At 67.2% G+C, this 26,783-nt stretch carries 24 protein-coding genes and 1 pseudogene; 9 read left to right on the top strand and 16 right to left on the bottom strand.

Features of this window, described 5'->3' with window-relative positions:
- The 7 genes and pseudogenes from F3K02_RS03840 to F3K02_RS03810 all read left to right on the top strand — a co-directional run.
- Positions 1–375: pseudogene (locus F3K02_RS03840) on the top strand (ABC transporter permease); the annotation flags it as partial.
- Positions 372–1,292 (top strand): ABC transporter permease, encoded by a 921-nt coding sequence (locus tag F3K02_RS03835; RefSeq protein ID WP_177133499.1) that lies wholly within the window; start codon positions 372–374, stop codon positions 1,290–1,292. The pseudogene F3K02_RS03840 and the gene F3K02_RS03835, both read left to right, overlap by 4 nt.
- Before the next feature lie 10 nt (positions 1,293–1,302).
- Complete coding sequence (locus F3K02_RS03830; RefSeq protein WP_177133498.1) at positions 1,303–2,346, top strand: formamidase; 1,044 nt, start codon at positions 1,303–1,305, stop codon at positions 2,344–2,346.
- Positions 2,347–2,350: 4 nt separating this feature from the next.
- Positions 2,351–3,040: a biuret amidohydrolase gene (gene biuH / locus F3K02_RS03825; RefSeq protein WP_177133496.1), complete on the top strand. Its 690-nt coding sequence runs from the start codon at positions 2,351–2,353 to the stop codon at positions 3,038–3,040.
- Positions 3,037–4,599: an ABC transporter ATP-binding protein gene (locus F3K02_RS03820; protein ID WP_177133494.1), complete on the top strand. Its 1,563-nt coding sequence runs from the start codon at positions 3,037–3,039 to the stop codon at positions 4,597–4,599. Before biuH ends, F3K02_RS03820 begins: the two co-directional genes overlap by 4 nt.
- Positions 4,600–4,601: 2 nt before the next feature.
- Positions 4,602–5,273, top strand: a complete 672-nt coding sequence (locus F3K02_RS03815; RefSeq protein ID WP_177133492.1) for a cysteine hydrolase family protein — start codon at positions 4,602–4,604, stop codon at positions 5,271–5,273.
- Positions 5,270–6,022 carry a GntR family transcriptional regulator gene (locus F3K02_RS03810; protein ID WP_177133490.1) on the top strand — a complete coding sequence of 251 codons (753 nt, stop codon included), beginning with the start codon at positions 5,270–5,272 and terminating at the stop codon, positions 6,020–6,022. The genes F3K02_RS03815 and F3K02_RS03810 overlap by 4 nt, the downstream gene beginning before the upstream one ends.
- Positions 6,023–6,114: 92 nt before the next feature.
- On the opposite strand, the gene F3K02_RS03805 is transcribed toward F3K02_RS03810, so the two are convergent.
- Positions 6,115–6,252, bottom strand: a complete 138-nt coding sequence (locus F3K02_RS03805; protein ID WP_084236423.1) for a DUF3096 domain-containing protein — start codon at positions 6,250–6,252, stop codon at positions 6,115–6,117.
- A 184-nt stretch (positions 6,253–6,436) separates the two neighbouring features.
- Positions 6,437–6,913 carry a MarR family winged helix-turn-helix transcriptional regulator gene (locus F3K02_RS03800; RefSeq protein ID WP_177133488.1) on the bottom strand — a complete coding sequence of 159 codons (477 nt, stop codon included), beginning with the start codon at positions 6,911–6,913 and terminating at the stop codon, positions 6,437–6,439.
- 106 nt (positions 6,914–7,019) lie between these two features.
- On the opposite strand from F3K02_RS03800, the gene F3K02_RS03795 reads away from it, so the two are divergent.
- Together F3K02_RS03795 and F3K02_RS03790 are read left to right on the top strand one after the other, a co-directional pair.
- Complete coding sequence (locus tag F3K02_RS03795) at positions 7,020–8,057, top strand: cupin domain-containing protein (protein WP_177133486.1); 1,038 nt, start codon at positions 7,020–7,022, stop codon at positions 8,055–8,057.
- 18 nt (positions 8,058–8,075) lie between these two features.
- Complete coding sequence (locus F3K02_RS03790) at positions 8,076–8,777, top strand: fumarylacetoacetate hydrolase family protein (RefSeq protein ID WP_177133484.1); 702 nt, start codon at positions 8,076–8,078, stop codon at positions 8,775–8,777.
- Positions 8,778–8,853: 76 nt separating this feature from the next.
- Here the strand turns inward: F3K02_RS03790 and F3K02_RS03785 are convergent, their stop codons facing one another.
- The 14 genes from F3K02_RS03785 to F3K02_RS03720 form a co-directional block, all read right to left on the bottom strand.
- Positions 8,854–9,282 carry a bacteriohemerythrin gene (locus F3K02_RS03785; protein WP_177133483.1) on the bottom strand — a complete coding sequence of 143 codons (429 nt, stop codon included), beginning with the start codon at positions 9,280–9,282 and terminating at the stop codon, positions 8,854–8,856.
- A 17-nt stretch (positions 9,283–9,299) separates the two neighbouring features.
- A complete protein-coding gene (locus F3K02_RS03780; RefSeq protein ID WP_246309143.1) occupies positions 9,300–9,869 on the bottom strand; it encodes a hemerythrin domain-containing protein in 570 nt (189 codons plus the stop codon).
- Between the two features lie 5 nt (positions 9,870–9,874).
- Positions 9,875–10,279 (bottom strand): ribonucleotide reductase subunit alpha, encoded by a 405-nt coding sequence (locus F3K02_RS03775; RefSeq protein WP_177133481.1) that lies wholly within the window; start codon positions 10,277–10,279, stop codon positions 9,875–9,877.
- Positions 10,280–10,305: 26 nt separating this feature from the next.
- Positions 10,306–10,920, bottom strand: coding sequence for a nitroreductase family protein (locus tag F3K02_RS03770; protein ID WP_177133479.1), 615 nt, complete (start codon positions 10,918–10,920; stop codon positions 10,306–10,308).
- A gap of 31 nt (positions 10,921–10,951) precedes the next feature.
- Positions 10,952–12,268, bottom strand: coding sequence for an NnrS family protein (locus tag F3K02_RS03765; protein WP_177133477.1), 1,317 nt, complete (start codon positions 12,266–12,268; stop codon positions 10,952–10,954).
- Positions 12,265–14,697 (bottom strand): adenosylcobalamin-dependent ribonucleoside-diphosphate reductase, encoded by a 2,433-nt coding sequence (locus F3K02_RS03760; RefSeq protein ID WP_177133474.1) that lies wholly within the window; start codon positions 14,695–14,697, stop codon positions 12,265–12,267. Before F3K02_RS03760 ends, F3K02_RS03765 begins: the two co-directional genes overlap by 4 nt.
- 273 nt (positions 14,698–14,970) lie before the next feature.
- Positions 14,971–15,648 carry a carbonic anhydrase gene (locus F3K02_RS03755; protein ID WP_177133472.1) on the bottom strand — a complete coding sequence of 226 codons (678 nt, stop codon included), beginning with the start codon at positions 15,646–15,648 and terminating at the stop codon, positions 14,971–14,973.
- Between the two features lie 13 nt (positions 15,649–15,661).
- Positions 15,662–16,495 carry a peptidylprolyl isomerase gene (locus tag F3K02_RS03750; protein WP_177133470.1) on the bottom strand — a complete coding sequence of 278 codons (834 nt, stop codon included), beginning with the start codon at positions 16,493–16,495 and terminating at the stop codon, positions 15,662–15,664.
- Between the two features lie 29 nt (positions 16,496–16,524).
- Entirely contained in the window at positions 16,525–17,238 is a 714-nt protein-coding gene (narI, locus tag F3K02_RS03745; protein WP_177133468.1) for a respiratory nitrate reductase subunit gamma, read from the bottom strand.
- Positions 17,235–17,936 carry a nitrate reductase molybdenum cofactor assembly chaperone gene (gene narJ, locus F3K02_RS03740; protein WP_177133466.1) on the bottom strand — a complete coding sequence of 234 codons (702 nt, stop codon included), beginning with the start codon at positions 17,934–17,936 and terminating at the stop codon, positions 17,235–17,237. The genes narI and narJ overlap by 4 nt, the downstream gene beginning before the upstream one ends.
- Positions 17,937–17,940: 4 nt before the next feature.
- Complete coding sequence (gene narH / locus F3K02_RS03735) at positions 17,941–19,473, bottom strand: nitrate reductase subunit beta (RefSeq protein WP_177133464.1); 1,533 nt, start codon at positions 19,471–19,473, stop codon at positions 17,941–17,943.
- 28 nt (positions 19,474–19,501) lie between these two features.
- Positions 19,502–23,329, bottom strand: a complete 3,828-nt coding sequence (locus F3K02_RS03730; protein ID WP_177133462.1) for a nitrate reductase subunit alpha — start codon at positions 23,327–23,329, stop codon at positions 19,502–19,504.
- A 381-nt stretch (positions 23,330–23,710) separates the two neighbouring features.
- Complete coding sequence (locus tag F3K02_RS03725) at positions 23,711–25,369, bottom strand: MFS transporter (RefSeq protein WP_177133460.1); 1,659 nt, start codon at positions 25,367–25,369, stop codon at positions 23,711–23,713.
- A gap of 24 nt (positions 25,370–25,393) precedes the next feature.
- Entirely contained in the window at positions 25,394–26,662 is a 1,269-nt protein-coding gene (locus F3K02_RS03720) for an MFS transporter (protein ID WP_177133458.1), read from the bottom strand.
- Positions 26,663–26,783: the final 121 nt, after the last annotated feature.

Below are 26,783 nucleotides of genomic sequence, written 5' to 3'. Positions count from 1 at the left end.
GTGCTGGCCTGCGCGCTCGGCGGCGCGGCCGCCGGGCTGGCCGGGGCGATCGAAGTGGCCGCCGTGCACACCAGCGCCAACGCCGCGCTGATCGCCGGCTACGGCTACGCCGGCATCCTGGTCTCCTTCATGGCGCGGCACCACCCGGTGGCGGTGATCCCGGTGGCCATCCTGTTCGGTGGCTTCGGCGCCGCCGGCAGCCTGCTGCAGCGCCGCCTCGGCCTGCCCGACGCCACGGTGCTGCTCCTGCAGGGCATCGCCTTCGTGCTGATCCTGGCCAGCGAAGCGCTGCGCGACACCGACTGGAAGGCCTGGTTCGCAAAGCTCGCCCGTGTCCCCTCGGACGGGCCGGAGCCACAAGGAGAGAAAGCATGACCGCTGATCAACTGATCATCTTCCTCTCCGGCATCGGCGGCGGCGCGCTGCGCGTCGGCGTGCCCTTCCTGTTCGTGAGCCTGGGCGAGTGCCTGACCGAGAAGTCGGGCCGCATCAACCTGGGCCTCGAAGGCGTGCTGGTGCTCTCGGCCATGACGGCCTTCGGTGCCTCGTACCTGAGCGGATCGCCCTGGGTGGGCGTGATGGCCGGGGCCGGGGCCGGTGCGCTGCTGGCCACGCTGCACGGTCTGCTGTGCTCGCTGCCGCGCGTCAACGACATCGCCACCGGCATCGCGCTCATGCTGCTCGGCATGGGCCTGGCCTTCTACCTCGGCAAGCCGCTGATCCAGCCGCAGGCGCCGCAGCTGCCCGCGCTGTCGCTGGGCGGCTGGAGCGACTCGCCCGCGGTGCGCTCGGCGTTGGAGGTCAACGCGCTGTTGCCGCTCGGGCTGTTCATGGCCGTCCTGCTGTGGTGGGCGTTTGCGAACACGCGCCTGGGCCTGCTGGTGCGGCTGGCCGGTGATTCGGCCAATGCCACGCGCGCGCTGGGCTATTCGGTCTCGGGCATCCGCATCGCCGCCACCGCGGCGGGCGGCTTCATCGCCGGGCTGGGGGGCGCCTCGCTCACGCTGTTCTACCCCGGCAGCTGGAACGAGGGCATCTCCAGCGGCCAGGGCCTGATCGCTGTGGCCCTCGTGATCTTCGCGCGCTGGAGCCCGCTGCGCTGCGTCGGTGCGGCGCTGCTGTTTGGTGGCGCGGGCGCCATCGGGCCGGCGCTGCAGTCGGTCGGCATCGGCTGGGGCTACCACCTCTTCAACATCGTTCCCTATGTGCTCACGCTGCTGATCCTGGTGCTCACTTGCCGCCCCGGCGTGGTGGTGCCGGGCAGCCCGGGCGAACTGTCCTCAACACGCTAGGAGAAACACCATGAGCGGACTCGGCGGTCTCAACAAATCGAAGCACGGCGTGGTCGTGGGCCTGGTGCAGCTGCAATTGCCGGTGGTGGAAACACCCGCGCAGCTGGCGGCGCAGACGCAGCGCATCTGCGAGCTGGTGGGCAAGGCGCGGCGCAACCAGGGCACCATGGATCTGGTGGTGTTCCCCGAGTACGCGCTGCACGGTCTCTCGATGAGCACGGCGCCCGAGCTCATGGTTTCGCTCGAAGGCCCGGAGGTCGCGGCCTTCAGGCAGGCCTGCGTGGACCACCGCATCTGGGGCTGCTTCTCCATCATGGAGGCCAACCCCGGCGGCAACCCCTACAACAGCGGGCTGATCATCGACGACACCGGTGCCATCCGCCTCTACTACCGCAAGCTGCACCCCTGGGTGCCGGTGGAACCCTGGGAGCCCGGCAACCTGGGCGTGCCGGTGTGCGACGGGCCCAACGGCAGCAAGCTCTCGCTCATCATCTGCCACGACGGCATGTTCCCCGAGATGGCGCGCGAGGCGGCCTACAAGGGCGCGGAGATCGTCCTGCGCACCGCCGGCTACACCGCGCCCATCCGCCACGCCTGGAAGATCACCAACCAGGCCAACGCCTTCCAGAACCTCGCCATCACCGCCAGCGTGTGCCTGTGCGGCAGCGACGGCAGCTTCGACTCCATGGGCGAGGGCATGTTCTGCAGCTTCGACGGCACGGTGATCACCGAAGGCGGCGGGCGTGTCGACGAGATCATCACCGCCGAACTGCGGCCCGACCTGGTGCGCGAGGCGCGCCAGGGCTGGGGTGTGGAGAACAACATCTACCAGCTCTACCACCGGGGTTACGTGGCCGTGAAGGGCGGGGCGCAGGACTGCCCCTACACCTACATGCACGACATGGCCGCCGGCACCTACCAGCTGCCCTGGCAGGTCGACGTGACCGACGGCACGCCCTGCGGCTTCGATGCGCCCACGCGCAGCTACAAAGGCCCCGAGACGCATCCGCTGGTGCCAAACGCAGCCGTGCTACCCATCAAGAAAGCCGCTTGAGACCATGGAACGCTTCATCGACGCCAACCCCTACGCCTGGCCTTACAACGGTGACCTGCGGCCCGAGAACACCGCGCTGATCGTGATCGACATGCAGACCGACTTCTGCGGCATCGGCGGCTATGTGGACCAGATGGGCTACGACATCTCGCTCACGCGCGCGCCCATCGCGCCGCTGCAGACGCTGATGGCCGCGATGCGCAGCGCCGGCTACACGGTCATGCACACCCGCGAGGGCCACCGGCCCGACCTCTCGGACCTGCCGGCCAACAAACGCTGGCGCTCGCGCCAGATCGGCACCGACGGCGTGGGCATCGGTGACGACGGGCCCTGCGGGCGCATCCTGGTGCGCGGCGAGCCCGGCTGGGAGCTGATCCCCGAACTCGCGCCGCTGCCTGGCGAGGTGGTGATCGACAAGCCGGGCAAAGGCTCGTTCTACGCCACCGACCTGGAACTGCTGCTGCGCACGCGGGGCATCAGCAACCTCCTGCTCGCCGGCATCACCACCGACGTGTGCGTGCACACCACCATGCGCGACGCCAACGACCGCGGCTTCGAGTGCCTGCTGCTGTCGGACTGCACCGCCGCCACCGACCGCGGCAACCACGAGGCCGCGCTCAAGATGATCACCATGCAGGGCGGGGTGTTCGGCGCGCACGCCCCGTCTGCCGCCGTTCTGGAGGCCCTGGCATGACCGAAGACGCCCCCATCGGCGGCCTGCCGCCAGCCACCGGCGCGTTGGCGCTGGACACCTACGACATGGGCATGCGCTTCGGCAGCTTCCAGGCGCTGCAGGGCGTGAGCATGAAGGTCGCCCCGGGCACGGTGCACGCCCTGCTGGGCGAGAACGGCGCCGGCAAGAGCACGCTGGTGAAGTGCGTGGCGGGCTTCCAGCGGCCCACCAGCGGCAGCATCCTGATCGACTGGCGCGAGCAGGCCATTCCCAACCCGGTGGTGGCGCGCACCCTGGGCATCGGCATGGTCTACCAGCACTTCACGCTGGCACCGGGCATGACCGTGGCCGAGAACCTGCTGCTGGCCGGTGGCCAGACGCCGGGCGTCATCGACTGGAAGCGCCAGCGCGCCGACCTGGCGCAGTTCCTCAAGACCACCCCGTTCCAGCTCGACCTGGACGCGCGCCCGCAGGAACTGGCGGCCGGCGAGAAGCAGAAGCTGGAACTGCTCAAGCAGCTCTACCTGAAACCGCGCCTGCTGATCCTGGACGAGCCCACCTCGGTGCTCACGCCGCAGGAGGCCGACGAGGTGCTGGGCCATGTGCGCGAATTCGCGCGCAGCGGGCAGTGCACGGTGCTCATCATCACGCACAAGTTCCGCGAGGTGATGGCCTACGCCGACGACGTGACGGTGCTGCGCCGCGGCCAGGCGGTGCACCACTGCGCCGTGGCGGACACCACGCCGGCGCTGCTGGCGCAGGCCATGGTGGGCGGCGCGGCTGAGGGCGCGGAGAGCGCCGGCCCGGTGACCCCGGTCGAAGCCCCGGCCAGCGGCGAGGTGTCGCTGGCGGTCGAAGGCCTGCAGGTGATGGGCGACCGCGGCACGCTGGCGGTGCAGGACCTGAGCCTGGCCGTGGCCCGCGGCGAGATACTGGGCGTGGCCGGCGTGTCGGGCAACGGCCAGCGCGAGCTGGTGGAGGCGCTGGTGGGCCAGCGCCCCCGCTCGGCCGGAACGGTGTCGGTGCAGGGCCAGCCTTACGCCGCCCGGCGCGAGGAGAACCACCGCCTGAAGGTGCGCAGCCTGCCCGAAGAGCCGCTGCGCAACGCCTGCGTGGGCGATCTCTCGGTGGCCGAGAACATGGCGCTGCGCGACTTCGACCGGGCGCCGCTGTGCAGCGGGGGTCGCCTGCGCTTCGGCCAGTGGCGCAGCCGGGCGCGCGAATGGATCGCCGGCTACGGCATCAAGACCCAGGGCGAGGACGCCCCCATCCGCAGCCTCTCGGGCGGCAACGTGCAGCGCGCGGTGCTGGCGCGCGAGCTGCATGGCGACATCAACGTGCTGATCGCGGCCAACCCGGTGTTCGGCCTGGACTTCGCGGCGGTCAAGGAAATCCACACCCGGCTGCGCGGCGTGCGCAACCAGGGCGGGGCGGTGCTGCTGATCAGCGAGGACCTGGACGAACTGCTGGAGCTGGCCGACCGCATCGTGGTGATGAGCGAGGGCCGCATCGTGTTCGAGACACCGGCCGCGAGCGCCGATCGCCATGAAATCGGAGCCCACATGGGCGGAGGACATTGACCATGCAGATTCCCGCCCACCCCTTTCCCTACGGGTTCGACCTGGCGCACACCGCGCTGGTGATCATCGACATGCAGCGCGACTTCATCGAGCCCGGCGGCTTTGGTGAAACGCTGGGCAACGACGTGTCGCTGCTCGCGGCCATCGTGCCGGCCTGCCAGGCGGTGCTGCAGGCCTGGCGCGGCGCCGGTGGCCTGGTGGTGCACACGCGCGAGGCGCACCGGCCCGACCTCTCGGACTGCCCCCCGGCCAAGCGCCTGCGCGGCAACCCCGCGCTGCGCATCGGGGACGAAGGGCCGATGGGCCGCATCCTGGTGGCTGGCGAGCCGGGCAACCAGATCGTTCCCGAGCTGGCGCCGGTGGGTGGCGAGATCGTGATCGACAAGCCGGGCAAGGGCGCCTTCTACGCCACCGGGCTGCACGAGATCCTGCAGGACCACGGCATCAGCCACCTGGTGTTCATGGGCGTGACCACCGAGGTCTGCGTACAGACCAGCATGCGCGAAGCCAACGACCGCGGCTACGACGGCCTGCTGCTGGAGGACTGCACCGAGAGCTATTTCCCGCACTTCAAAGCGGTCACCGTGGAGATGCTGCGCGCCCAGGGTGGCATCATCGGCTGGACCGCCCCCAGCGCGCCCTTGTTGGCGGCGCTGGCCCCCTCCGGGCGATGATCCTCCCAGACTGCCAGAGCTTCCCCGTGCACACCACCCGACGATCCACCGCCCAGACGGCCACCACACCACGCCCCTCCCGCGCCGACGAGGTGTACGAGCAGCTCAAACGCGACATCGCCGACTTCCGGCTGGTGCCGGGTGACCGCTTCAGCGAACACGAGCTCTGCGACCGCCTCGCGGTCTCGCGCACACCGGTGCGCCAGGCGCTGTACCGGTTGCAGCAGGAAGGGCTGGTGGAGGTGATGTTCCGCAGCGGCTGGCGCGTGCTGCCCTTCGATTTCGACAAGTTCGACCAGCTCTACGACCTGCGCATGGTGCTGGAGACCACCGCCGTGCAGCGCCTGTGCCAGCAGGACGTGGCCACCTCGTCCACGCTGCTGCAGGCGCTCAAGGAACGCTGGCTGGTGCCGGTGGGCGAGCGCAGCAGCGACGCGACGACGGTGGCGGCCTGGGACGAGGCCTTCCACGAGACCCTCGTGCAGGCCGCGGGCAACCCCGAAATGGCCCGTGTGCACCACGAGGTGACCGAGCGCATCCGTATCATCCGCCGGCTCGACTTTCTCAAGCAGGTGCGCATCGACGCCACCTACGACGAACACGCCAAGATCCTGCGCGCCATCATCGCGCGCAAGGGCGACCGCGCCGACCTGCTGCTGCGCGCGCACATTCAGGCCAGCCAGGTCGAGGTGCGCAAGATCACCCTGCACCAGGTCTTCATGGCCCAGCAGATCGCGCCGGTGGCCTGACAGCGCCGCATCCGCGCGCGGCACGGCAGGCGGGCCCGTCGCCAGGGCAAGCCCGCCCGCCACAGCTTGGGTTCAAGCCACCAGGAACAGGCTCAGCGGCCAAAGAGTCCCAGCAACCCGATGATGATCAGGTAGACGGCGACGATGGTGTTCAGCAGGCGGGGCATCACCAGGATGAGGATGCCGGCGATGAGGGACACCAGTGGTCCGATGCTCAGGTGCAGGTTCATGAGGGTCTTCCTTGAGGGGGGGTGGGTTGGGGTGCAGGCGCCGCGCCGAGGTCTGGAACGGGCGCCGCGGGACCCGATGATTTTGCGCGAGCGGCGTGGCTGTCTGTGCGTCGTCGAACAGACGCCCGGTCGCGGTGCCGACGGTGTTCCCCGCGGGCGGGTGCGGACGCAGCTCCGCAGCGGTTTACCGTGCCGCTTCGCTCGGCGCGCGGCTCATCTCGTTGTTCTGCGTCACCAGCAGGTTCAGCAGGCGCATGAAGTCGCTGCGCTGACGCTCGGTGAGCGGTGCCAGGATCTGCTCCTGGGCGCGCAGCATGGCGGGAATGCACGCCGCCAGCGCCTGCTCGCCCGCCGCTGTCAGCATCAGCTGGCGCGCGCGCCGGTCTTCGGGCGCCGTGCGGCGTTCCATCCAGCTGCGGGCTTCGAGCCGGTCCACCACACCACCGGTGGTGGACGCGTCCAGCGCGATGGTGCGCGCCAGCGTGCGCTGGTCGATGCCCGGCTGGTTGCCAACCACCTGCAGGGCGGCGTACTGTACCGGCGTGATGCCCAGGTCCCCGGCTTCCTGCAGAAAGATGCCGACCGAAATCTGGTGCAGGCGGCGGATCGCATGACCGGGCTGGAGATCGATGTTGACGGTGGACGGTTCGGAATTTTTCATGGCGGGTCGAATCAAGGGTTTCCCCCATGCGGCTTGAACCATGTTAGCAGGACACTCATAATAAGCATACTGAATATATGTATACGGCCTTTTAAGGAGACATCCCATGAGCCACGAACTCGGACGACTCGAAGACCTGCCGCAGGACTACCGCGACGACCTCAAGGCGCTGAACCTGGTGCCGTTGTGGCCCAGCCTGCGCGCGGTGCTGCCGCCCAAGGTGCCCACGCGCGCCACGCAGGCCATCCACTGGCCCTACGCCACGCTCAAGCCGCTGCTGCTCAAAGCCGGTGAACTCACGCCCATCGAGAAAGCCGAGCGCCGCGTGCTGGTCCTGGCCAACCCGGGCCACGGCCTGGAGAACATGAAGGCCAGCCCGGCGATGTACCTGGGCATGCAGCTGCTGCTGCCCGGCGAGTGGGCGCCCAGCCACCGCCACACGCCCAACGCGGTTCGCATGGTGGTCGAGGGCGAAGGCGCCTGGACCACCGTCGATGGCGAGAAGTGCCCGATGAGCCGCGGCGACCTGATCCTGACGCCCACCGGCCTGTGGCACGAACACGGCCACGACGGCAAAGACCCCGTGGTCTGGCTCGACGTGCTCGACCTGCCGATGGTCTATTACATGGAGGCCAGCTACCACATCAACGGCGAGCGCCAGACCGTGAAGCAAGGCAGCGGCGACCGCGCCTGGACCCGCGCCGGCGTCGCGCCCACGCAGGTGTTCGGCCGCAGCGACAAGCGCTACCCGATGCTGCGTTACCCCTGGGTCGACACGCGCGCCGCGCTCGTGGCCATGGCTGCCGACCAGCCCGGTCTGGACTGCGTGCAGGTGACCTACGTGAACCCCGAAACCGGCGGCGACGCACAGAACATCCTGGGCTTCTACGCACTCATGCTCAAGCCCGGCCAGACGCTCACGCTGCCCGCGCGCTCGCCCGCGCAGGTGTTCCACCTGATCGAAGGCGGCGTGGACGTGTCCACCTGCGGCATGACCTTTGGTCTGGTCGAAGCCGACACCTGCTGCGCGCCCGGCTACGAGCCCGTGACGCTGAAGAACCGGTTGGCCGACCAGCCTTCGTTCGTCTTCATCGCCGACGAATCCCCGCTGCACCGCAAGCTCGGTGTGTATGAGGTCCGTTAACTTTTCTGATCACACCCAATGACCACCTACCTCTTCCCCCCACCCGCCGTCCAGTCCCTGCCCATCCGGGGCAAGACCGAACGTTTCCCCATCAACCGCATCTTCTGCGTCGGCCGCAACTACCACGCGCACGCCGTCGAGATGGGCAAGCCGGTCGACAAGTCGGCCGAGCGCCCGTTCTACTTCACCAAGTCGCCGCAAACCCTGGTGCAGAGCGGCGCGACCGTGGCCTACCCGCCCGGCACGAACAACTACCACTTTGAAATGGAACTGGTGCTGGCCGTGGGCAAGGCCGGTTTCCGCGTCAGCGCCGACAAGGCACACGAGGTCATCTACGGCTACGCGGCCGGCCTGGACATGACGCGCCGCGACCTGCAACTGGTCGCCCGCGACAAGGGCCGTCCCTGGGACTTGGGCAAGGACATCGAAGAAGGTTCGGTCTGCTCCGAGATCGTGCCGATGGAGGGCCAGATCGTCGACCAAGGCGCCATCGCACTGGAAGTCAACGGCGCCACCCAACAGTCGTCCGACGTGGCCAAGCTGATCTGGAACATCCGGGAAATCATTGCCGACCTGTCCCAGTTCTACCACCTGCAACCCGGCGACCTCATCTACACCGGGACGCCCGAAGGCGTGGGCGCCGTGGTGGCGGGCGACCGGATCACCGGCCGCGTGGAAGGTGTGGCCGAGATCGCGCTGGCCGTGGGTCCGGCCGAATGAAGCTTCACAACTTCCGCCGCGCGGCGCCTGCGCAACAACCCGATGCCGCCTGAGCGCGGCCGCACGCGGCAGACGGTCAGGCCTTGTCGCCGCCCGGGTTCAGCAGGCGGTGAACCATCTCCTGGTCGTCCTTGACGATGTGTTCCAGCAGCCAGTTGGCGAGAAAGCGGTGCAGCGCGTGCCCCTGGCCCTCTTCCCGGCTGTCCTGTTCGGCCATCGCCTGGATGCGGTCGGCAAAGGCCTGGTGACGGCGCGCATGCTGGTCCAGCGCGGCCTGGGACATGCCGCGGTCGCGCGCCCACGATTCCTCGTAGGCGAAGTGGTAACGCGCATAGGCCTGGAGCGATTCCACGCTGTTTGCGCTGCTGACCGTGTCGCCCCGCAAGATGGCCGAGCGCAGCAGGTTGATGAGATCGACCAGGTTGCGGTGCTGCCGGTCGATCAGGTCCACCCCGCAGGCGAATGCCTCGCTCCATTCGAATTCGGGCAATTCGAGGGGTGGCATGGGGAGGGGCCTGCCGCTCAGGGCCGGGCCGTGCGGCGGGCGGCCATTTCGGTCCCCATGCGCTGCAGCTCGGGTGCGTCGATCAGGGCTGACGCGGCCGGATAAACGACATCTTCTTCGGCCCGGATGTGATCGGCGTACAGGCCCGCAAAACGCGCCAGCGTGGCGCGGTCGGCCTCGCTCAACCCGGTCCACGTCGGTGCCGACCCCTCGGACAACCGCCGGAGCACCTCACGGGCTTCGACCCAGTTCGCGGTCATGTCCCGATGGTCCTGCTGCAACCGGCGCACCACCGTCTTCACGTTCTCGTCGTTTCCAGCCAGCAGGCGGGGAAAGACGTGGCGCTCCTCGTCTTCGTGGTGGTCCGGCGCGGCGAGGTCGAAGTAGCGCATGACGTCGCGCGCCGCCTGGGCGGCCTGTTCGTCAAGGCCTTTCGCGCCAAGGTGCTGGCACAGCCGGTCGAGCAGGCGCAACATGCGATCCACCCGTTCGTGGCAGGCAGTCAGCATCTCGAAGGGCTGCTCGAACGTGGCCGCAGACGGCTGTGCGCCCGGCTGCCCGATCTGGTGCAGGCGGATACCGGCCATGGCGATCAGCCGAGGCGCACCGCGCGGCCCTGCGGGTCGAACGGGATGTAGGCCTGGATCTGGCCCTGGCGGATCGCTTCCACCATTTTCTTCAGCGGTTCGTCGGCGTCGGCGCTGGTGGGCGCCTTGCCCGGTGCGCCCGACATCGCAGCGGCGAACACCATGCCCCAGGCCTGGCCGAAGCTGGTGGCTTCTTCCTTCAGCTGATCGAACGAAGCCAGCTCGTCGGGGCTCTTGTCCACGCACATCTGCGGCACCAGCGCACCGCCCTGGCCCTGCTCGAAAGCGGCGCGCTGGGCAGGGGTCGCGTCGTCCGGCAGCTCGACGCCGGCGAACACGAACAGCAGGCGCTGGGGTTGGGGCTGGGCGCGCGCGGCGGCCAGCAGATCGTCAAAGGTGCTGATGTCCATGAAAAGTCCTGTTGGGAAATGGGGATTCAGGACACGGTGTCCGAACCCAGGGTATTCACATAGTCGGCCACGGCCGGCCGAGCACGCGCTGGCTTGCGCGAGAGCACGGTGCCGACACTCACGAAGCACAGCGCCTGTTCGCTGGCGCCCAGGCCGAAGCAGGCCCGCAGCGTGTCCGACTTCAGCGCCTTGCCGCTGGTGAGCGCCGAGCCGAAGCCGAGCGCGGTGGCCATGAGCAGCATGTTCTGCACCGCGCAGCCGGCCGAGAGGATGCGTTCGTTCAGGTCCACCTCGGAATCGCCGCGCGCGGCGTCCACCACCGCCAGCATCAGCAGCGGCGCCCGGAACGCCTTCTCGCGCGCCTGAGCGAGCTGCTCGGGCGTGGCCTGCGGATCGCGCTCGCTCAAGGCGTGGGCAAACACCTCGGCCAGCGTGGCGCGCTGCCCGGCGGGCACAAGGACGAAGCGCCAGGGCAGCAACTGCATGTGGTCGGGCGCGGCCGCGGCGGCGGCCAGGATGGCCTGGGTCTGCCCGGCGTCCGGGCCCGGTTCCACGAGGCGCTTGGGCAGCACGGTCTGGCGCGCCTGGATCAGCTCGCTGACGACAAAGGCCCAATCGGGGGATGTATCTGCGGAGGTCATGGCAGGGTGCGAAGGCATGGGAGCGGCAAATTCAGCCGGGCCGGCCATCGGCGCGCAAACGGCCGTACCAGCCGATCAGGCGCAGGCCCCAGACGCCCATCACGCCGGCCCAGAGCAGCGCGGCGGCGGTGAGCACCCACAGGGGCGCGCCGTCCAGGGCGCCGGCCACGCGCAGCAGCACCGCCAACTGGAGCAGGCAGAACACGGCCCAGACCAGCGCATCGGCCACCAGCGTGCGCCCGCTGTGGCCACACGACACGCGCGTGACCATGGCCACCAGCAGCGAGCCCAGGCAACCCATGGTGAGCGCGTGCAGCGCGCCCAGACCGAGCGCCGGCACACCGGCGCGCAGGCCCAGCAGTTGCGATAGCCCCGCCAGCACAAAGGCCAGGCCGAGCCACAGGAAACCCAGGTGCAACATCGCGAGCAGCCGGACCCTGAGGCTCTGCACCAGGCCCCAGGCGACGCCCAGCCAGAGGATCACACCGCCGGCCAGCAGCTCAACCAGCCCCTGCAGCAGCATCCAGCCCGGCGCACCGGCCCAGCCAACGGCGCCGACCCAGACCGCCAAGGCCTCGAAGGCCGCGGCGCCCAGCAGGGCCCACAGCACCCAGAACGGGCGCCAGGCCTCGACCATGGGCACGGCGCTGGAGGTGAAAAACGGAATCATGCGGTGCGCGACCACCAGGTAGGTCATCACCACGAAGCCCCAGAGGCCGGTCAGCACCAGGCTGCGGGCGAGGTCGAACGCACCGGCCAGCAAGGCCAGCGCCAGGCCCGCGACGCACAGCGTGCCCACGGTGCCGGCCACCGCCACCACCTTGGCGTGCAGGCGGTCGGCCAGTGCGCTGCGCCGCACCAGGCCCCAGAAACGTAGGTATTGCGCGCCCAGCCCAGCCGCGGCCAGTGCCGCGCCCGCCACGGCGATGCCCGTGTGGGTGTGCGCACCGGCCAGCCAGAGCAGCCAGCCGCCGGCCTGTAGCAGCAGGGTGGGCACCAGCACCCGGACGGTGGGGCCGTCCACGCCCAGCCACTTGGGTCCGGCGGTGAACAGGAAACCGGCGAAAAAAAGCGGCATGAAACCGAAGCTCATGACCGCGGCATGGGTGATCGTCGGTGGCACCGCGTAGCCCAGGCCGATCGCCCCGGTGGTGCGGTCCACCTGCACCAGCGCCCACCACAGGCCCGAGGCCAGCAGCAACACCATGGCCAGAAAGAAGGCCAGCCGGTGCGGCGCCAGCAGCAGGTGCGCGGGCCGCCAGGGATTCGGCCCTGGCGGCTGTGCGCGCCCCGCGCGACCTGGCCCCACGGGGCGCAAAGGTACGGCGGGACGCGCGGTGGTGCTCATCCGCAGGTGCCGAGGTGCCCGCACTGGGTGCAGTAGTCGCAGCCGTCCTTGCGGATCATGGCGTGCGCTCCACACTCGGGGCATTTTTTGCCGGCCATCACACCCGAGGGCATGCCGGTGAGTTCGGGCATGGCCGGCGCCGGGGCGGCCGACACCACGATCAACTGGGCGCGGCGCGCGATGATGTTCTGCAGCGCAAAGGCGATGGCGGCGACTTCGGAGTCGTGCCACATCGGCACGTGCGTGCCGTCGGCCTTCTGGTACGTGCCCAGGCGCACGGGGCCGCGGTCCCAGGCGACCTTGCGCATGTCGGAGAGCGCACGTTCCAGGAAACCGCCGCGCGCGGCCAGCGACAGCATGCGCATGGTGGAGGTGATCCACTGCTGCGATTCACCGCTCTGGCCCACGGGCATGAAGAACTCGATGGCGCGTTCGACCGTGCCATTGCCTTCGGCCGCGGGCACCGGCAGGAAAGAGACCACGATGTACAGCGTCTTGTGGCCTTCCTGGGTCCAGTATTCGATCTTGTCGGCCACGGCCGACAGCGCACCCTTGGGGCGGCTTTCGATCACGGTGCGCATCGGGTCCACCGGTGCCGGGGCCGCTGCGGGCTTGGCGTCGGTCGCGGCGCTGCCGGTGTCGAGCACCGAGCCGAGGATGCTGTTGGGCCGGTAGGTGGCCATGCCCTTGAGGTTGGCGCGCCAGGCCTTCTGGTACAGGCTCTTGAAGTCTTCAAACGGGTAGTCGGCGGCCACGTTCACCGTCTTGGAAATGGCGGTGTCCACGAAGGGTTGCACCGCTTCCATCATGGCGATGTGTTCGCCCGCGCTCATGGCCAGCGCGTTGACGAAGTAGTCGGGCAACTGGTCCACGTCACCGCCGAGTTCGCGGTACAGGCGCCAGGCGTGGTCTTCCACCGCGTACTCGCTGGTGGAACCGTCGGCCTCGCGCTTCTTGCGGCGGTACATCCAGGAGAATGGCGGTTCGATGCCGTTGGAGGCGTTGTCGGCAAAGGCCAGGCTGACCGTGCCGGTGGGCGCGATCGACAGCAGGTGGCTGTTGCGCAGGCCGTTCTTGCGGATGGCCTTCTTGATCGCGTCGGGCAGGCGGCTGGCGAAGGTACCGGGGGCCAGGTAACCCTCGGCGTCGAATTTGGGGAACACGCCCTTTTCCTTGCCCAGCTCGACCGAGGCAAGGTAGGCGGCGTTGCGCATGCGCTCCGCGATCTGGGCCGCCATGGCGCGGCCTTCTTCGCGGTCGTAGCGCACGCAGAGCATGGCCAGGGCATTGCCCATGCCGGTGAAGCCCACGCCGATGCGGCGCTTGGCGGCGCTTTCGGCGCGCTGCTGCTCCAGTGGCCAGAAGGTCACGTCGAGCACGTTGTCCAGCGCGCGCACCTGGGTCGCCACCGCCTGCTCGAAGGCCTCGAAATCGAAAGCCGGCACACCACCGAAGCCGAACGGGTTCTTGACGAAGCGGGTGAGGATGATGGGCCCGAGGTCGCAGCAACCGTAGGGCGGCAAAGGTTGCTCACCGCATGGGTTGGTCGCCGCGATGGTTTCGCAGTAGTGCAGGTTGTTGTCGGTGCCGATCTTGTCCAGGAACAGGATGCCGGGTTCGGCGAAGTCGTAGGCCGACTTCATGATCGTGTCCCACAGCTCGGTGGCCGACAGGGTCTGGTAGACCCACATGCCGTCGCTGCGCTGGTAGGCGCCCTTGTCCATCAGGGTCTTGCCGGGCTTGGCCTTGTGCACCAGCTCCCAGGGCTGGTCGTTGCCCACGGCTTCCATGAAGGCGTCGCTCACGCCGACGGAGACGTTGAAATTGTTCCAGCGGCCGGGGGTGCGCTTGGCGGTGATGAACTCCATCACGTCCGGGTGGTCGATGCGCAGCACGCCCATCTGCGCGCCACGGCGCGCGCCCGCGCTCTCCACGGTGGAGCAGCTCTGGTCGAACACGTTGATGTAGCTGCAGGGGCCGGACGCCATGGAGTGCGTACCCTTGACCTCGGCGCCCTTGGGGCGGATGCGGGAGAAGTCATAACCCACGCCGCCGCCGCGGCGCATGGTTTCGGCGGCTTCGCGCAGCGCTTCATAAATACCGGGGTAACCCTCGGCGTCCACGCCCTGGATGGCGTCGCCCACCGGCTGCACGAAGCAGTTGATCAGGGTGGCCTGGATGTCGGTGCCGGCCGCGCTCATGATGCGGCCCGCGCCGATCGCGCCCACGTGCAGGTTGTCCAGGAAACGCTGCTCCCATTCGGCCCGGTGGGCTTCTTTTTCCACCGAAGCGAGCGCGCGCGCCACGCGGCGGTACAGGTCTTCCAGACCGGTTTCACCCGGTTTCAAATATTTCTCGGCCAGCACGTCCTGGCTGATGGGTTGGGTGGCGGTCAGGTCCTGGGGACGCATGGTGTTGTCGCGTTTCATCTCGGTGTTTGTTGGAAAGAGTGAGAGGGGGCGGCCAGGCTGCGGGGTGGTGGCAGGGAGGCTCGGGTCGGGCATGCCGTCGTGTGGGCGGCGAACGACCGGACGGGTAAAAACCACCCGCCATTTTGCCCTGCCCGGCGCCGGTTCCACGACCACGCATCCGATGCCCGCCCCTTTTCCGGGCGAATTCGGCGGTGGCACCCGGGTGCCCCGGCCCGCCCGCGCCCGGCAACTGCCTCCTGAACAGGCAATCCGCTTTCTATATGCCTCACTTCATCCATCAGAAAGAATTTGCCCATCGTGCTCGACATAAGGCTGGTACGGGCCCGTGCCGCTGTGGGAGGCTAACGAGGCCGGCACAAACGCACCTTGTGCTGCGTCAAACACGTGGACTTCGCCCTCCTCGATCACGTAATGCCATCCGTGCAGCGACAGCTGGCCCGCCTCCGCGGCGCGGCGCACCATGGGGTAATCCATCAGCCGCTCCAGCTGCAGCACCACCGCGCGCTGCTCGGTGCGGCGCAGCGCCTCGGCGCTGGGCTGGACCGGCAGCAGGGCCTCGTCGGCCAGCTTGAGCCAGGCCTTGAGCGCCACCGCTTCGTCGGGCGCACCTTCGTAGGCGGTGCGGATGGCGCCGCAATGGCTGTGGCCGCAGACGATGATGCGCTCCACCTTCAGGCTGAGCACCGCGAACTCGATGGCGGCCATGGTGCCGTGCAGGCCGTGCGACTGGTCGTAGGGCGGCACGAACGCGCCCACGTTGCGCACTAGGAACAGCTCGCCCGGCGCAGCGCCCGTCAGCAGGTAGGGCACCAGGCGCGAATCGGAACAGCCGATGAACAGCGTCTTGGGATGCTGGCCCTGCGCCACCAGGTCCTGGAAGCGCTGCTGGTGCAGCGGAAAATAATCCGAATGGAAATCGCGCAGGCGCAACAGCAGGTCGTCGGGCATGGCGGCCTCGGTCTCACTGAACGAGGGGCGAGTCGGCACCTTCGAGTTCGATCCCTTCGACCTTCGCCTGCCCCACCAGCAGCTGCATGTACTGGCGCAGCGCCGTGCTGCGCGACTGCAGAGCGAGGCGGCTGGCGATCTGGTCGCGGACCTGCTCGAACTCGGGCAGCTGGCCCTTCTTGCGGCCCAGCACCTCGATGATGTGCAGCCCGAAGCGCGTGTGCACCAGGCGCGGGTGCACGCCCATGCCCCAGCGCGAATCGCTCTGGAAGAACAGCTCGTTCGCCAGCTCGGGGGCGCAGGCTTCCGGCGTCACCCAGCCCAGTTCGCCGCCCTGGGCGCCCGAGGGGCAGTTCGACAACTCGCCCGCCAGTTGCGCGAAGCGCCCCGCGGGCACGTCCTTGCGCGACAGGTCCAGCAAGGCCGTTTCGGCGCGCTGCGAGAGCGCGTGCACATTGACGCCCGGCGTCACCGCAAACAGGATGTGCCGCACATGCAGCGCCTGCCCGACGATCAGCCGGTTTTTCTGCGCTTCGTAGTGACGGCGGCATTCCTCCTCGGTGGGATCGGGCGAAGTCACCGCCTGGTCGAGCATGGTCTCGATGACCTGACGCTGCGCCTCGTCCGGCTGCAGCGCCACCAGACCCCGGTACAGCGGCAGCAGGCCTTGTTTCACCGCCTCCTGGATCAGCAGCTCGGTGTAGGCGCGCTCGCGCAGGGTCTGGGCATCGAGCACTTCATCGGGTTCGTGCAGGGCGATGCCGTTGATGCTGGCCACGGCGGGTTGGGCCAGATCGGCGCAGGCGCAGCTGCTGCTGCCGCAACCAACAGTAGAAGAGGGGCTCATGGCAAGTTCCTGGTTCATGGTGGAAGCGCTCACGGCTGGCGGGGGTCGTTCGGCGTCAGGCCCAGCTTGCGGCTGCGCACCACCTGGTAGGGGCGAACCACATAGGCCAGCGTACCGAAGCCGCTCCACACGTGCACCAGACGCGAGAAGGGAAAGAGCAGAAAGATCGTCATGCCCAGCACCAGGTGCACCTTGTAGGGCCAGTCCATGGTCACCAGGGCGGCCGCGTCGGGGCGGAAGGTGACGATGCGCTGCGCCCACTCGGCCAGCACCAGCATGGCGCTGCCATCGGCGTGCGAATACGAATAGGGCAGCGTGATCAGCCCCAGCACCAGCTGCACCCACAGGATGACCAGGATGCCGATGTCGGTGCGGTGGCTGGTGAGGCGGATGCGGTCGTCAAAGATGCGGCGGTGCAGCAGCAGGGTCAGCCCCACGAAACATAGCACGCCAGCGGTACCGCCCGCGTAGATGGCCAGGCGCTGCTTGACCGACGCATCCATGATGCCTTCATAGAAGAAGTGCGGCGTGAGCAAGCCCACGGCGTGGCCGAAGAACAGGAACAGGATGCCGATGTGGAACAGATTGCTGCCCCACCTGAGCTGGCCCTTGCGCAGCAGCTGGGACGAATCGCTTTTCCAGGTGTACTGGTCGCGGTCGAAGCGCGCCAGGCTGCCCATGAGGAACACCGACAAGCAGATGTAGGGGTAGACGTTGAAGAAGAAGTTGTGCAGCGTGTTCATGCCGGCTCTCCTGAAGAAGGATGGGGTGCTTTTCTGACGATGTGGATGGGCTGCGGCTGGTTCGGTTTGGCCTGGCCCTCGGTCGAGCAGCCGCCGAACACCTCGGGCTCCGCCCAGCTCTCGTCCATCTCGGGCTCGGGTGCAACAGCCACGGCTTCGGCCTTCTCGCCCGCCAGCTCCAGCACCGCCGCCAGCACGCTGGCGTAGGGGCTCTGGCGACCGGCCAGCGCGCTGAAGATCACACGCACGATGTGCGCGATCTCGCCCATGAATTCACGCGCCTGCTGGGGCGGCTGGGTGGAGGCGAATTCCAGCACCACCGGCAAATAGTCGGGCAGCTCGTCGGGGCCCAGGTACAGCCCGGCTTTTTCGTAGGTCTGGATCAGGTCCACCATGGCCGGGCCGCGGTCGCGCGAGTCGCCGTGCACGTGTTCGAACAGGTGCAGCGCGGTGCGGCGGCCGCGGTCGAACAGCTCGACGTACTCGGACTCGATGTCCAGCGCCGGCTGGGTGGCCAGGTGCCTGAGCAGCGCGTCGAGTTCGGCCAGCCGGGCGGTCGGCAAGGCCGCTTCGGTGCGCAGCGCCTGCTGCAATTCGGCGGTGTGGGCGCGGAACGCCGCGTCGGGGTAGCGCAACAGGTGCGCCAGCACGCGCAGCGTCAGGCGGGCCTGGGGAGGGGATGAAGAAAACAGGCTCATGACCTCATGCCTCCAGCTTGATGGGGATGGTGCGCTTCTTCTCGCTGCCAAACAGGCTGGTTTCGGTCTCGCCTTCGGAGCAGCCGTTGCCGAAACTGAAGCCACAACCGCCCTTCACGTTGAACGTGTTTTCGGCGTATTCGCGGTGCGTGGTCGGGATCACGAAGCGGTCTTCGTAGTTGGCGATCGCCATGTACCGGTACATCTCTTCCACCTCGCGGGCGGTGAGGCCGACCTGGTCGAGCACGTCCTGATTGACCAGGCCGTCCACGTGTTTGGTGCGCTGGTAGGAGCGCATGGCCAGCATGCGTTCGAGCGCGCGCACCACCGGGCCGGTGTCGCCGGCGGTCAGCAGGTTGGCCAGGTACTTGACCGGAATGCGCAGCTGCGACACGTCCGGGATCTCGCCGTTCTGGCTCAGCATGCCGGCGTTGGCCGAGGCGGTGATGGGCGAGAGCGGTGGCACGTACCAGACCATGGGCAGCGTGCGGTACTCGGGGTGCAGCGGCAGGGCCACCTTCCACTCCACCGCCATCTTGTAGACCGGGCTCTGGCGGGCCGCGGCCATCCAGGCGTCGGGGATGCCGTCGATGCGCGCCTGCGCTATCACCTGGGGGTCGTTCGGATCGAGGAACAGGTCGAGCTGGGCCTGGTAGAGATCGATCTCGTTGGGCGTGCTCGCGGCCTCAGCGATGCGGTCGGCGTCGTACAGCAGCACGCCGAGGTAACGGATGCGCCCGACGCAGGTCTCGGAGCACACCGTGGGCTGGCCGGCTTCGATGCGCGGGTAGCAGAAGATGCACTTCTCGGCCTTGCCGCTTTTCCAGTTGTAGTAGATCTTCTTGTAGGGGCAGCCGCTGACGCACATGCGCCAGCCGCGGCACTTGTCCTGGTCGATCAGCACGATGCCGTCTTCCTCGCGCTTGTAGATCGAGCCCGAGGGGCACGAAGCCACACACGCCGGGTTCAGGCAGTGCTCGCACAGGCGCGGCAGGTACATCATGAAGGTGTTCTCGAACTGACCCATCATGTCTTTCTGGGCCTGCTCGAAACCGTCCATGTTCGCGTCTTTGCTGCGCTTGCTGAACTCGCCGCCCAGGATCTCTTCCCAGTTCGGGCCCCACTCGATCTTCTCCATGCGCTTGCCGGTGATCAGCGAACGCGGCCGGGCTGTGGGCGCGTGCTTCATCTCCGGCGCCGACTGCAGGTGGTCGTAGTCGAAGGTGAAGGGCTCGTAGTAGTCGTCGATCTGCGGCAGGTTGGGGTTGCTGAAGATCTTCATCAGCAGCGACCACTTGCCACCCTGCTTGGGGACGATGGAACCGTCCGCCTTGCGGACCCAGCCCCCGTTCCACTTGTCCTGGTTTTCCCACTCCTTGGGGTAGCCGATGCCGGGCTTGGTCTCGACGTTGTTGAACCAGGCGTATTCCACCCCGGGCCGGCTGGTCCAGACGTTCTTGCAGGTGACCGAACAGGTGTGGCAGCCGATGCACTTGTCCAGGTTGAGCACCATGCCGATTTGAGCGCGTATTTTCATGTTTGACTCCGAATGAAGGGCAGTGGGCTCAGGGGTTTTCACCCTGCGACTGGTAGGCGCGGACCAGGTGGTCGTCCGCCGGTGTGTCGAGCCAGTCGACCTTGTCCATCTTGCGCACCACCACGAACTCGTCGCGGTTGGTGCCGATGGTTCCGTAGTAGTTGAAGCCGTAGCTGAGCTGCGCGTAGCCGCCGATCATGTGGGTGGGCTTGAGCACGATGCGGGTCACCGAGTTGTGGATGCCGCCGCGCACGCCGGTGATCTCCGACCCGGGGGTGTTGATGATCTTTTCCTGCGAGTGGTACATCATCACCATGCCGGGGTTGACGCGCTGGCTCACCACCGCGCGGGCCGCCACGGCGCCGTTGATGTTGAACAGCTCGACCCAGTCGTTGTCCACGATGCCGGCGCTCTTGGCGTCGTCTTCGCTGAGCCAGATCACGGTGCCGCCGCGGTTCAGCGTGAGCATCATCAGGTTGTCGCTGTAGGTGGAGTGAATCCCCCACTTCTGGTGCGGCGTGATGAAGTTGAGCTGGATCTCTTTGTGGCCGTTGGGTTTGATGTTGTGGATGCCCTCGGTGGTCTTCAGGTCCACCGGCGGCCGGTAGCTGGCCAGGCCTTCACCGAAGGCGATCATCCAGGGGTGGTCCTGGTAGAACTGCTGGCGACCGGTGAGGGTGCGCCATGGAATGTATTCGTGCACGTTGGTGTAGCCGGCGTTGTAGCTCACCGTCTCGCTCTCGATACCGCTCCAGGTGGGCGAGCTGATGATCTTGCGCGGCTGTGCCTGGATGTCGCGGAAGCGGATCTTCTCGTCTTCGCGGTAGATCGCCAGGTGGGTGTGGTCACGCCCGGTCTGCTTGCCCAGCGCTTCCCAGGCCTTCACCGCCACGTGGCCGTTGGTCTCGGGCGCGAGCTGCAGGATCACCTCGCAGGCGTCGATGTCGGTAACGATCTTTGGCATGCCCTGCGACACGCCCTCGTCCAGCGTCTTGCCGTTGAGCTGGCCGAGCTGCTCGACCTCGGTGCCGGTCTTCCAGCCGATGCCCTTGCCACCGTTGCCCAGCTTGTCGAGCAGTGGCCCCAGGGCCGTGAAGCGCTTGAAGGTGTTGGGGTAGTCGCGCTCGACCACGGCGATCTGCGGCGCGGTCTTGCCGGGGATCAGTTCGCAATGGCCCTTCTTCCATTCCTTGACCTCAAAGGCCTGCGCCATTTCCCCGGGGGTGTCGTGCATGATGGGCGTGAGCACCACCTCTTTTTCCACGCCCAGGTGGCCCACGCAGACCTCGCTGAAGGTCTTGGCAAAGCCCTTGTAGATTTCCCAGTCCGACCGCGCCTGCCACACCGGGTCCACCGCCGCCGACAGCGGGTGGATGAAGGGGTGCATGTCGCTGGTGTTGAGGTCGTTCTTCTCGTACCAGCTGGCGGTCGGCAGCACAATGTCGGAGTACAGGCAGGTCGTGCTCATGCGGAAGTCGAGCGTGACCAGCAGGTCCAGCTTGCCTTGCGGCGCGTTCGGGTGCCACGTCACTTCGGCCGGCTTGGCGTCGTCCTTGCCGAGGTCCTTGCCCTGCACGCCGTTTTCGGTGCCCAACAGGTGCTTGCAGAAATACTCGTGGCCCTTGCCGCTGGAGCCCAGCAGGTTGGAGCGCCACACGAACATGTTGCGCGGCCAGTTCTGCGGCGCGTCCGGGTCTTCGCAGCTCATCTCCAGCGTGCCGTCTTTCAGCGCCTGGACCACGTAGTCCTTGGCGTCCAGGCCGGCGGCCTGGGCGTCACGCACGACCTGCATCGGATTCGTCTTGAGCTGCGGTGCGCTGGGCAACCAGCCCATGCGCTCGGCGCGCACGTTGAAGTCGATCATGCTGCCGCTGAAGGCGGCCTTGTCGGCAGCGCTCAGCGTGGGCGAAACGATCTCGTCCATACCGAGCTTCTCGTAGCGCCACTGGTCGGTGTGGGCGTAGAAGAAGCTGGTGCTGTTCATCTGGCGCGGTGGGCGCACCCAGTCGGTGGCAAAGGCCAGCGGCACCCAGCCGGTTTGCGGGCGCAGCTTTTCCTGGCCCACGTAGTGCGCCCAGCCGCCACCGCTCTGACCGATGCAGCCACACATCATCAAGAGGTTGATGACGCCGCGGTAGTTCATGTCGGCGTGGTACCAGTGGTTCATGGCCGCGCCGATGATCACCATGGATTTACCGTGTGTCTTGTCGGCGTTGTCGGCGAACTGTCGCGCCACGGTGATGACCTGGTCGCGTGGCACACCGGTGATGCTTTCCTGCCAGGCCGGGGTGTAGGCGGCGTTGTCGTTGAAGTCTTTGGCGCCACTGCCCAGACCGCGGTCGATGCCGTACTGCGCGACCTGCAGGTCGAACACGGTGGCGACCATCGCGTAACGTTCTTCACCGGCCTTGCCCAGGCGCAGGCGAACGGCCGGTACCTTGGCGTGGTTGATCTCGCCGTTCTGTGCGTTGGCGGTGAAGTGGGGCGTGGCGTTGCCACCGAAATACGGGAAGCCCACGTCCACCACCTGGTGGTCCTGTTCGCCGTCTTCGATCACCGACAGCTTGAGCTTCACATCGCTGTTGCCGCGCGCCTCTTTGGACTCCAGGTTCCACTTGCCTTCGTCTTCGCGGCCGGGCTCACCCCAGCGGAAGCCGATGGATCCGTTGGGCAACACCGCTTTGCCGTCGGTGTCGAAGGCCACGGTCTTCCACTCGGGGTTGCTCTTCTGGCCCATCTTGCCGTTGAAGTCGCTGGCGCGCAGGTAGCGGTCGGGCACCATGGTCACCGTGCCGTCGGGCAGGGTGTGTTCCTTCAGCATCACCAGCAGCGGCAGGTCGGTGTAGCGGCGGGCGTAGTCGTCGAAATAGCTGGACCGGGCCTTGCCGCCGTCGGGGAAATAGAACTCTTTCAGTGCCACGTGGCCCATGGCCATGGCGAGCGCGGCGTCGGTGCCCTGCTTGGGGTGCAGCCACAGGTCGGAGAGCTTGGCGACCTCGGAATAGTCGGGCGTGACCGCCACGGTCTTCGCGCCCTTGTAGCGCACCTCGGTGAAGAAGTGGGCGTCGGGCGTTCGGGTCTGGGGCACGTTGCTGCCCCAGGCGATGATGAACGAGCTGTTGTACCAGTCGGCCGACTCGGGCACATCGGTCTGCTCACCCCAGACCTGCGGGCTGGCGGGCGGCAAATCGCAGTACCAGTCGTAGAAGCTCATGCAGACGCCGCCAATGAGCGACAGGTAACGCGAGCCGGCGGCGTAGCTCACCATGGACATGGCGGGGATCGGCGAGAAGCCGATGATGCGGTCGGCGCCGTGCTGTTTGATGGTGTAGACGTTGGCCGCAGCGATCAGCTGGTTGACCTCGTCCCAGGTGCTGCGCACGAAGCCACCCATGCCGCGCACCTGCTGGTAGTCGCGCCGGGCGTTGGCGTCCTGCTGGATCAGCGCCCAGGCGTCCACCGGGCTCTTGCTCACCTTGAGCGCCGCGCGCCAGCGTTCGAGCAGGCGGCCGCGCACCATGGGGTACTTCACACGGTTGGCGGAATACAGGTACCAGCTGTACGAGGCGCCGCGTGCGCAGCCGCGTGGCTCGTGGTTGGGCATGTCCCAGCGCGTGCGCGGGTAGTCGGTCTGCTGGGTTTCCCAGGTGACGATGCCGCCCTTGACGTAGATCTTCCAAGAGCAGCTGCCGGTGCAGTTCACGCCGTGGGTGCTGCGCACGATCTTGTCGTGCGCCCAGCGGTTGCGGTAGCTGTCTTCCCAGGTGCGGTCTTCGTTGGTGGTCAGGCCGTGGTTGCCCGAGAAGGCTTCCTTGGGCAGGGTGAAGTGGGTCAATCGGTCCAGAAAGTGGCTCATGTGGCGCTCCGGTTGGTGTGTGTTGTTGGGGTCATTGGCAGCTTGCTGTTTGGTTTTTTGGGCAGGGCTTTTGGGCTGCTTTTGCGTGCCTGCTTTTGTGGAGGCCGAGGGCAGCGGGGCACACGGTTCCGTCCGTGTCCCCCGCCCTGCGGGCTCCTCCTTTACCTCCCGGAACCGTGCACCCCACTGCCCTCGGCTGTCTGCGTGGTTGGTGCGCAATGAATGAGCGCCTTTGTGCGCCAACATCGTTTGCAGACTCGGGACGGTGTGGCGCTCCGCTTCGGTAGGTAAAGGAGGAGCCCACGCAGTGGGCGGGGGACACGGACGAAGCGGAGCGCCACGCCGGCCTGAGGCCCGAACAAAAGCTGCCCAGAAGTGTCTTCATGGGTTCTTGATCTCAGCGCCAGCACGCAGGTAGAACCACCAGTTCAAGACCAGGCAGACGGCGTAGAAGATGGCGAAGCCGTACATCGCGAACTGCGGCGTGCCGGCCTTGATCTGCGCGCCGATCACCACCGGGGCGATGAAGGCGCCGTAGGCGGCGACGGCCGAGGTCCAGCCCAGTACGGGGCCGGCCTGCTGGCGGTCGAAGATGACGCCGATGGTGCGGAAGGTCGAACCGTTGCCGATGCCGCTGGCAAAGAACAGCACGATGAACAGGCCGATGAAGGCGGGGAAGTACTGCTCGGGTGTGGCCGAGCCGTAGGCCATCATCATCACGTAACCCACCGCGCCGGAAGCGAACACCATCACGGCCGAGATGACCTGGGTGACGATGGAGCCTCCGACCTTGTCGGAGATCCAGCCGCCGAGGGGGCGCACGGCGGCACCGACGAAGGGGCCGATCCAGGCGTAGGTCAGGGCCGAGGGCGCGTTCGGGTTTTTCAGCGTGTGCGTCATGACACCGGCCGCATCGGCCACGTGCTGGAAGCCGAAGATCACCGTGATGGCGAGCGGCAGCACCATCGAGAAGCCGATGAAGGAGCCGAAGGTGACGATGTAGAGCGCGGTGAGCGACCAGGTGTGTTTGTTGCGGAAGATCGCGAACTGCTTGCTCACGCCCTCTTTCATGGGGCCGAAGGCCGCCAGCTTCATCATCAGCAGCGCCAGGATGATGTCCAGCGGGATCGCCACCCACATGTTCAAGATGCCCAGGCCGGTGGGGGCCGGCAGGTACAGATAGAGCATGAAGATGGCCGGGATGAAGGCCAGGGTGTAGAGGTAGGTGACCTTGGCGAACGCGGCGATCGGATTGCCGGCATCGGGCGACACCGTCTTCAGGTTGTTCATGCCGAACCAGGCCAGGATCGACAGGGGAATCAGCGAGATCACCCAGGCAAAGCCGGCGTTCTGGATCCAGGTGGGCGTGCCGGCGGCGATCTTGCCGAAGATCCAGCCGCTGTCTTTCACCAGTGTCATGGGCTCACCACCGAAGGCGCCCAGCAACGGCAGCGTCATCACCAGCGGAATCACGATCTGCATCGTCGTCACGCCGAAGTTGCCCAGGCCCGCGTTCAGGCCCAGCGCCGTGCCCTGCAGCCGCTTCGGAAAGAAGGTGCTGATGTTGGACATGGAGCTGGCGAAATTGCCACCGCCCACGCCCGACCACAGCGCCAGCAGCTGGAACACCCACAGCGGCCACTCGGGATGCTGCAGCGCCACGCCGGTGCCAATGGCCGGGGCCAGCAGCATGGCGGTGGTGAGGAAGATGGTGTTGCGGCCACCGGCCAGGCGCACCAGGAAGGAGGCCGGGATGCGCATGGTGGCGCCGGCGATGCCCGAGATGGCGGTCAGCGTGAAGAGTTCGGCCTGGGTGAAGGGAAAGCCCAGGTTGAGCATCTGCACGGTGATGATGCCCCACATGCCCCAGACCGCGAAGCCGCAGAGCAGCGCGGGCACCGAGATCCAGAGGTTGCGGTAGGCGATTTTTTTGCCTCTGGTTTCCCAGAAACGCTCGTCCTCGGGCCGCCAGTCGGCGATGTCGGCCCCGTGGTCGCCGGCAGCGGCGCCCGAAGCAGACAGGTTTGCTTTGGTGTTCATGGTGGTGTGTGCCGACCGCAGGGGTCAGTTCTGAAGGGAAAAGGATTTGGCCTCCGTGCCCATGACGGGGGTCTTGCGCACTTCGGTCCAGTACATCCAGATCAGCGAGACCCAGACCACGCCGTACATCAGCATGAAGGCGCTGGAGCGAATGCCGGTCAGGTCCATCAGCGCGCCGAACATGATCGGCAACACGAAGCCGCCCATGCCGCCGGCCAGGCCGACGATGCCGCTGATGGCGCCGATGTTCTTCGGGTAGTCGTCGCTGATGTACTTGAAGACGCTGGCCTTGCCGAAGGCCCAGGAAATGCCGAGGATGAACATCAGGCCGGTGAAGGTGTAGACGTTCAGGCCGATGTGGAAGGACTGCGGACCGTTGACCGTCATGATGGTGAAATCGGTCTGCGGGTAGCTCAGCAGGAACAGGCAGATCCAGCTGACCCACATCACCCACCAGGTGACCTTGTGGGCGCCGAACTTGTCCGACAGGATGCCGCCGATGGCGCGCAGCACGCCGCCGGGCAGCGAGAACGCCGCGGCCAGCAGGGCGGCGACGCGGATGTCGAGGCCGAACTCGCCGACGTAGTACTGCACCATCCACAGGCTCAGGGCCACGTAGCCACCGAACACGATGCTGTAGTACTGGCAGTACTTGATGACCTTGGGGTCCTTCAGCGCCTTGAGCTGGTCCTTGAAGGTCACGTTGCTCGGCACCAGGTGCGAGGGGTCGCTGTGGCTGAAGAGCCAGAACAGGATCACCGTGCCCAGCATGATGGCCGCGTAGACCTGCGGCACCATGGTCCAGCCGAAGGCCACCAGCAGCACCGGGGCGACGAATTTGTTGACCGCGGCACCCGAGTTGCCCGCGCCGTACACGCCCATCGCCATGCCCTGGCGGTTTTTCGGAAACCAGCGAGCCACATAGGGCGTGCCGACCGAGAACGAGCCGCCGGCCAGGCCGACGAAGAGGCCGATGGTGAGGAAGTGCCAGTAGGCGGTGGCGTAGCTCATCATCCAGATCGCGGGCACGGTGAGCGCCATCAGGATGGCCATCACGATGCGGCCGCCGTAGCGGTCGGTCCAGATGCCCAGCGGCACGCGCACCAGCGAGCCGGTCAGCACCGGCGTGGCCATCAGCAGGCCGAACTGCGTGGAATTGAGGTCGAGCGCTTTCTTGATCGGGATGCCGATGACGCCAAACATCATCCACACCATGAAGCAGACGGTGAAAGCCAGGGTGCTGACGATCAGCACCGACCAGGCTTTCCGTTGATTTCGAAGTTCAGAGGCCATGTTCTTTCTCCAGAGACATGGCATGACTGTCCGTTTTTTCCCCCGCGCCGAACATCCGCCGGAGGGTGCCCGGCACGCAGCAGAAGGACGATGGTCGCCACAGCGGCCATCGTCCGGAAGA

The organism is Hydrogenophaga aromaticivorans (assembly GCF_013387465.1).
Classification (GTDB): Bacteria; Pseudomonadota; Gammaproteobacteria; order Burkholderiales; family Burkholderiaceae_C; genus Hydrogenophaga; species Hydrogenophaga aromaticivorans.
Note: the sequence above shows the minus strand (reverse complement) of the source record. Positions and strands in the feature narration are given on the sequence as shown.

Coding starts and splice junctions, on each gene's coding strand:
- F3K02_RS03835 (WP_177133499.1), top strand. CDS start 372: ATGACCGCTGATCAACTGATCATCTTCCTCTCCGGCATCGGCGGCGGC.
- F3K02_RS03830 (WP_177133498.1), top strand. CDS start 1,303: ATGAGCGGACTCGGCGGTCTCAACAAATCGAAGCACGGCGTGGTCGTG.
- biuH (WP_177133496.1), top strand. CDS start 2,351: ATGGAACGCTTCATCGACGCCAACCCCTACGCCTGGCCTTACAACGGT.
- F3K02_RS03820 (WP_177133494.1), top strand. CDS start 3,037: ATGACCGAAGACGCCCCCATCGGCGGCCTGCCGCCAGCCACCGGCGCG.
- F3K02_RS03815 (WP_177133492.1), top strand. CDS start 4,602: ATGCAGATTCCCGCCCACCCCTTTCCCTACGGGTTCGACCTGGCGCAC.
- F3K02_RS03810 (WP_177133490.1), top strand. CDS start 5,270: ATGATCCTCCCAGACTGCCAGAGCTTCCCCGTGCACACCACCCGACGA.
- F3K02_RS03805 (WP_084236423.1), bottom strand. CDS start 6,252: ATGAACCTGCACCTGAGCATCGGACCACTGGTGTCCCTCATCGCCGGC.
- F3K02_RS03800 (WP_177133488.1), bottom strand. CDS start 6,913: ATGAAAAATTCCGAACCGTCCACCGTCAACATCGATCTCCAGCCCGGT.
- F3K02_RS03795 (WP_177133486.1), top strand. CDS start 7,020: ATGAGCCACGAACTCGGACGACTCGAAGACCTGCCGCAGGACTACCGC.
- F3K02_RS03790 (WP_177133484.1), top strand. CDS start 8,076: ATGACCACCTACCTCTTCCCCCCACCCGCCGTCCAGTCCCTGCCCATC.
- F3K02_RS03785 (WP_177133483.1), bottom strand. CDS start 9,282: ATGCCACCCCTCGAATTGCCCGAATTCGAATGGAGCGAGGCATTCGCC.
- F3K02_RS03780 (WP_246309143.1), bottom strand. CDS start 9,869: ATGGCCGGTATCCGCCTGCACCAGATCGGGCAGCCGGGCGCACAGCCG.
- F3K02_RS03775 (WP_177133481.1), bottom strand. CDS start 10,279: ATGGACATCAGCACCTTTGACGATCTGCTGGCCGCCGCGCGCGCCCAG.
- F3K02_RS03770 (WP_177133479.1), bottom strand. CDS start 10,920: ATGACCTCCGCAGATACATCCCCCGATTGGGCCTTTGTCGTCAGCGAG.
- F3K02_RS03765 (WP_177133477.1), bottom strand. CDS start 12,268: ATGAGCACCACCGCGCGTCCCGCCGTACCTTTGCGCCCCGTGGGGCCA.
- F3K02_RS03760 (WP_177133474.1), bottom strand. CDS start 14,697: ATGAAACGCGACAACACCATGCGTCCCCAGGACCTGACCGCCACCCAA.
- F3K02_RS03755 (WP_177133472.1), bottom strand. CDS start 15,648: ATGCCCGACGACCTGCTGTTGCGCCTGCGCGATTTCCATTCGGATTAT.
- F3K02_RS03750 (WP_177133470.1), bottom strand. CDS start 16,495: ATGAGCCCCTCTTCTACTGTTGGTTGCGGCAGCAGCAGCTGCGCCTGC.
- narI (WP_177133468.1), bottom strand. CDS start 17,238: ATGAACACGCTGCACAACTTCTTCTTCAACGTCTACCCCTACATCTGC.
- narJ (WP_177133466.1), bottom strand. CDS start 17,936: ATGAGCCTGTTTTCTTCATCCCCTCCCCAGGCCCGCCTGACGCTGCGC.
- narH (WP_177133464.1), bottom strand. CDS start 19,473: ATGAAAATACGCGCTCAAATCGGCATGGTGCTCAACCTGGACAAGTGC.
- F3K02_RS03730 (WP_177133462.1), bottom strand. CDS start 23,329: ATGAGCCACTTTCTGGACCGATTGACCCACTTCACCCTGCCCAAGGAA.
- F3K02_RS03725 (WP_177133460.1), bottom strand. CDS start 25,369: ATGAACACCAAAGCAAACCTGTCTGCTTCGGGCGCCGCTGCCGGCGAC.
- F3K02_RS03720 (WP_177133458.1), bottom strand. CDS start 26,662: ATGGCCTCTGAACTTCGAAATCAACGGAAAGCCTGGTCGGTGCTGATC.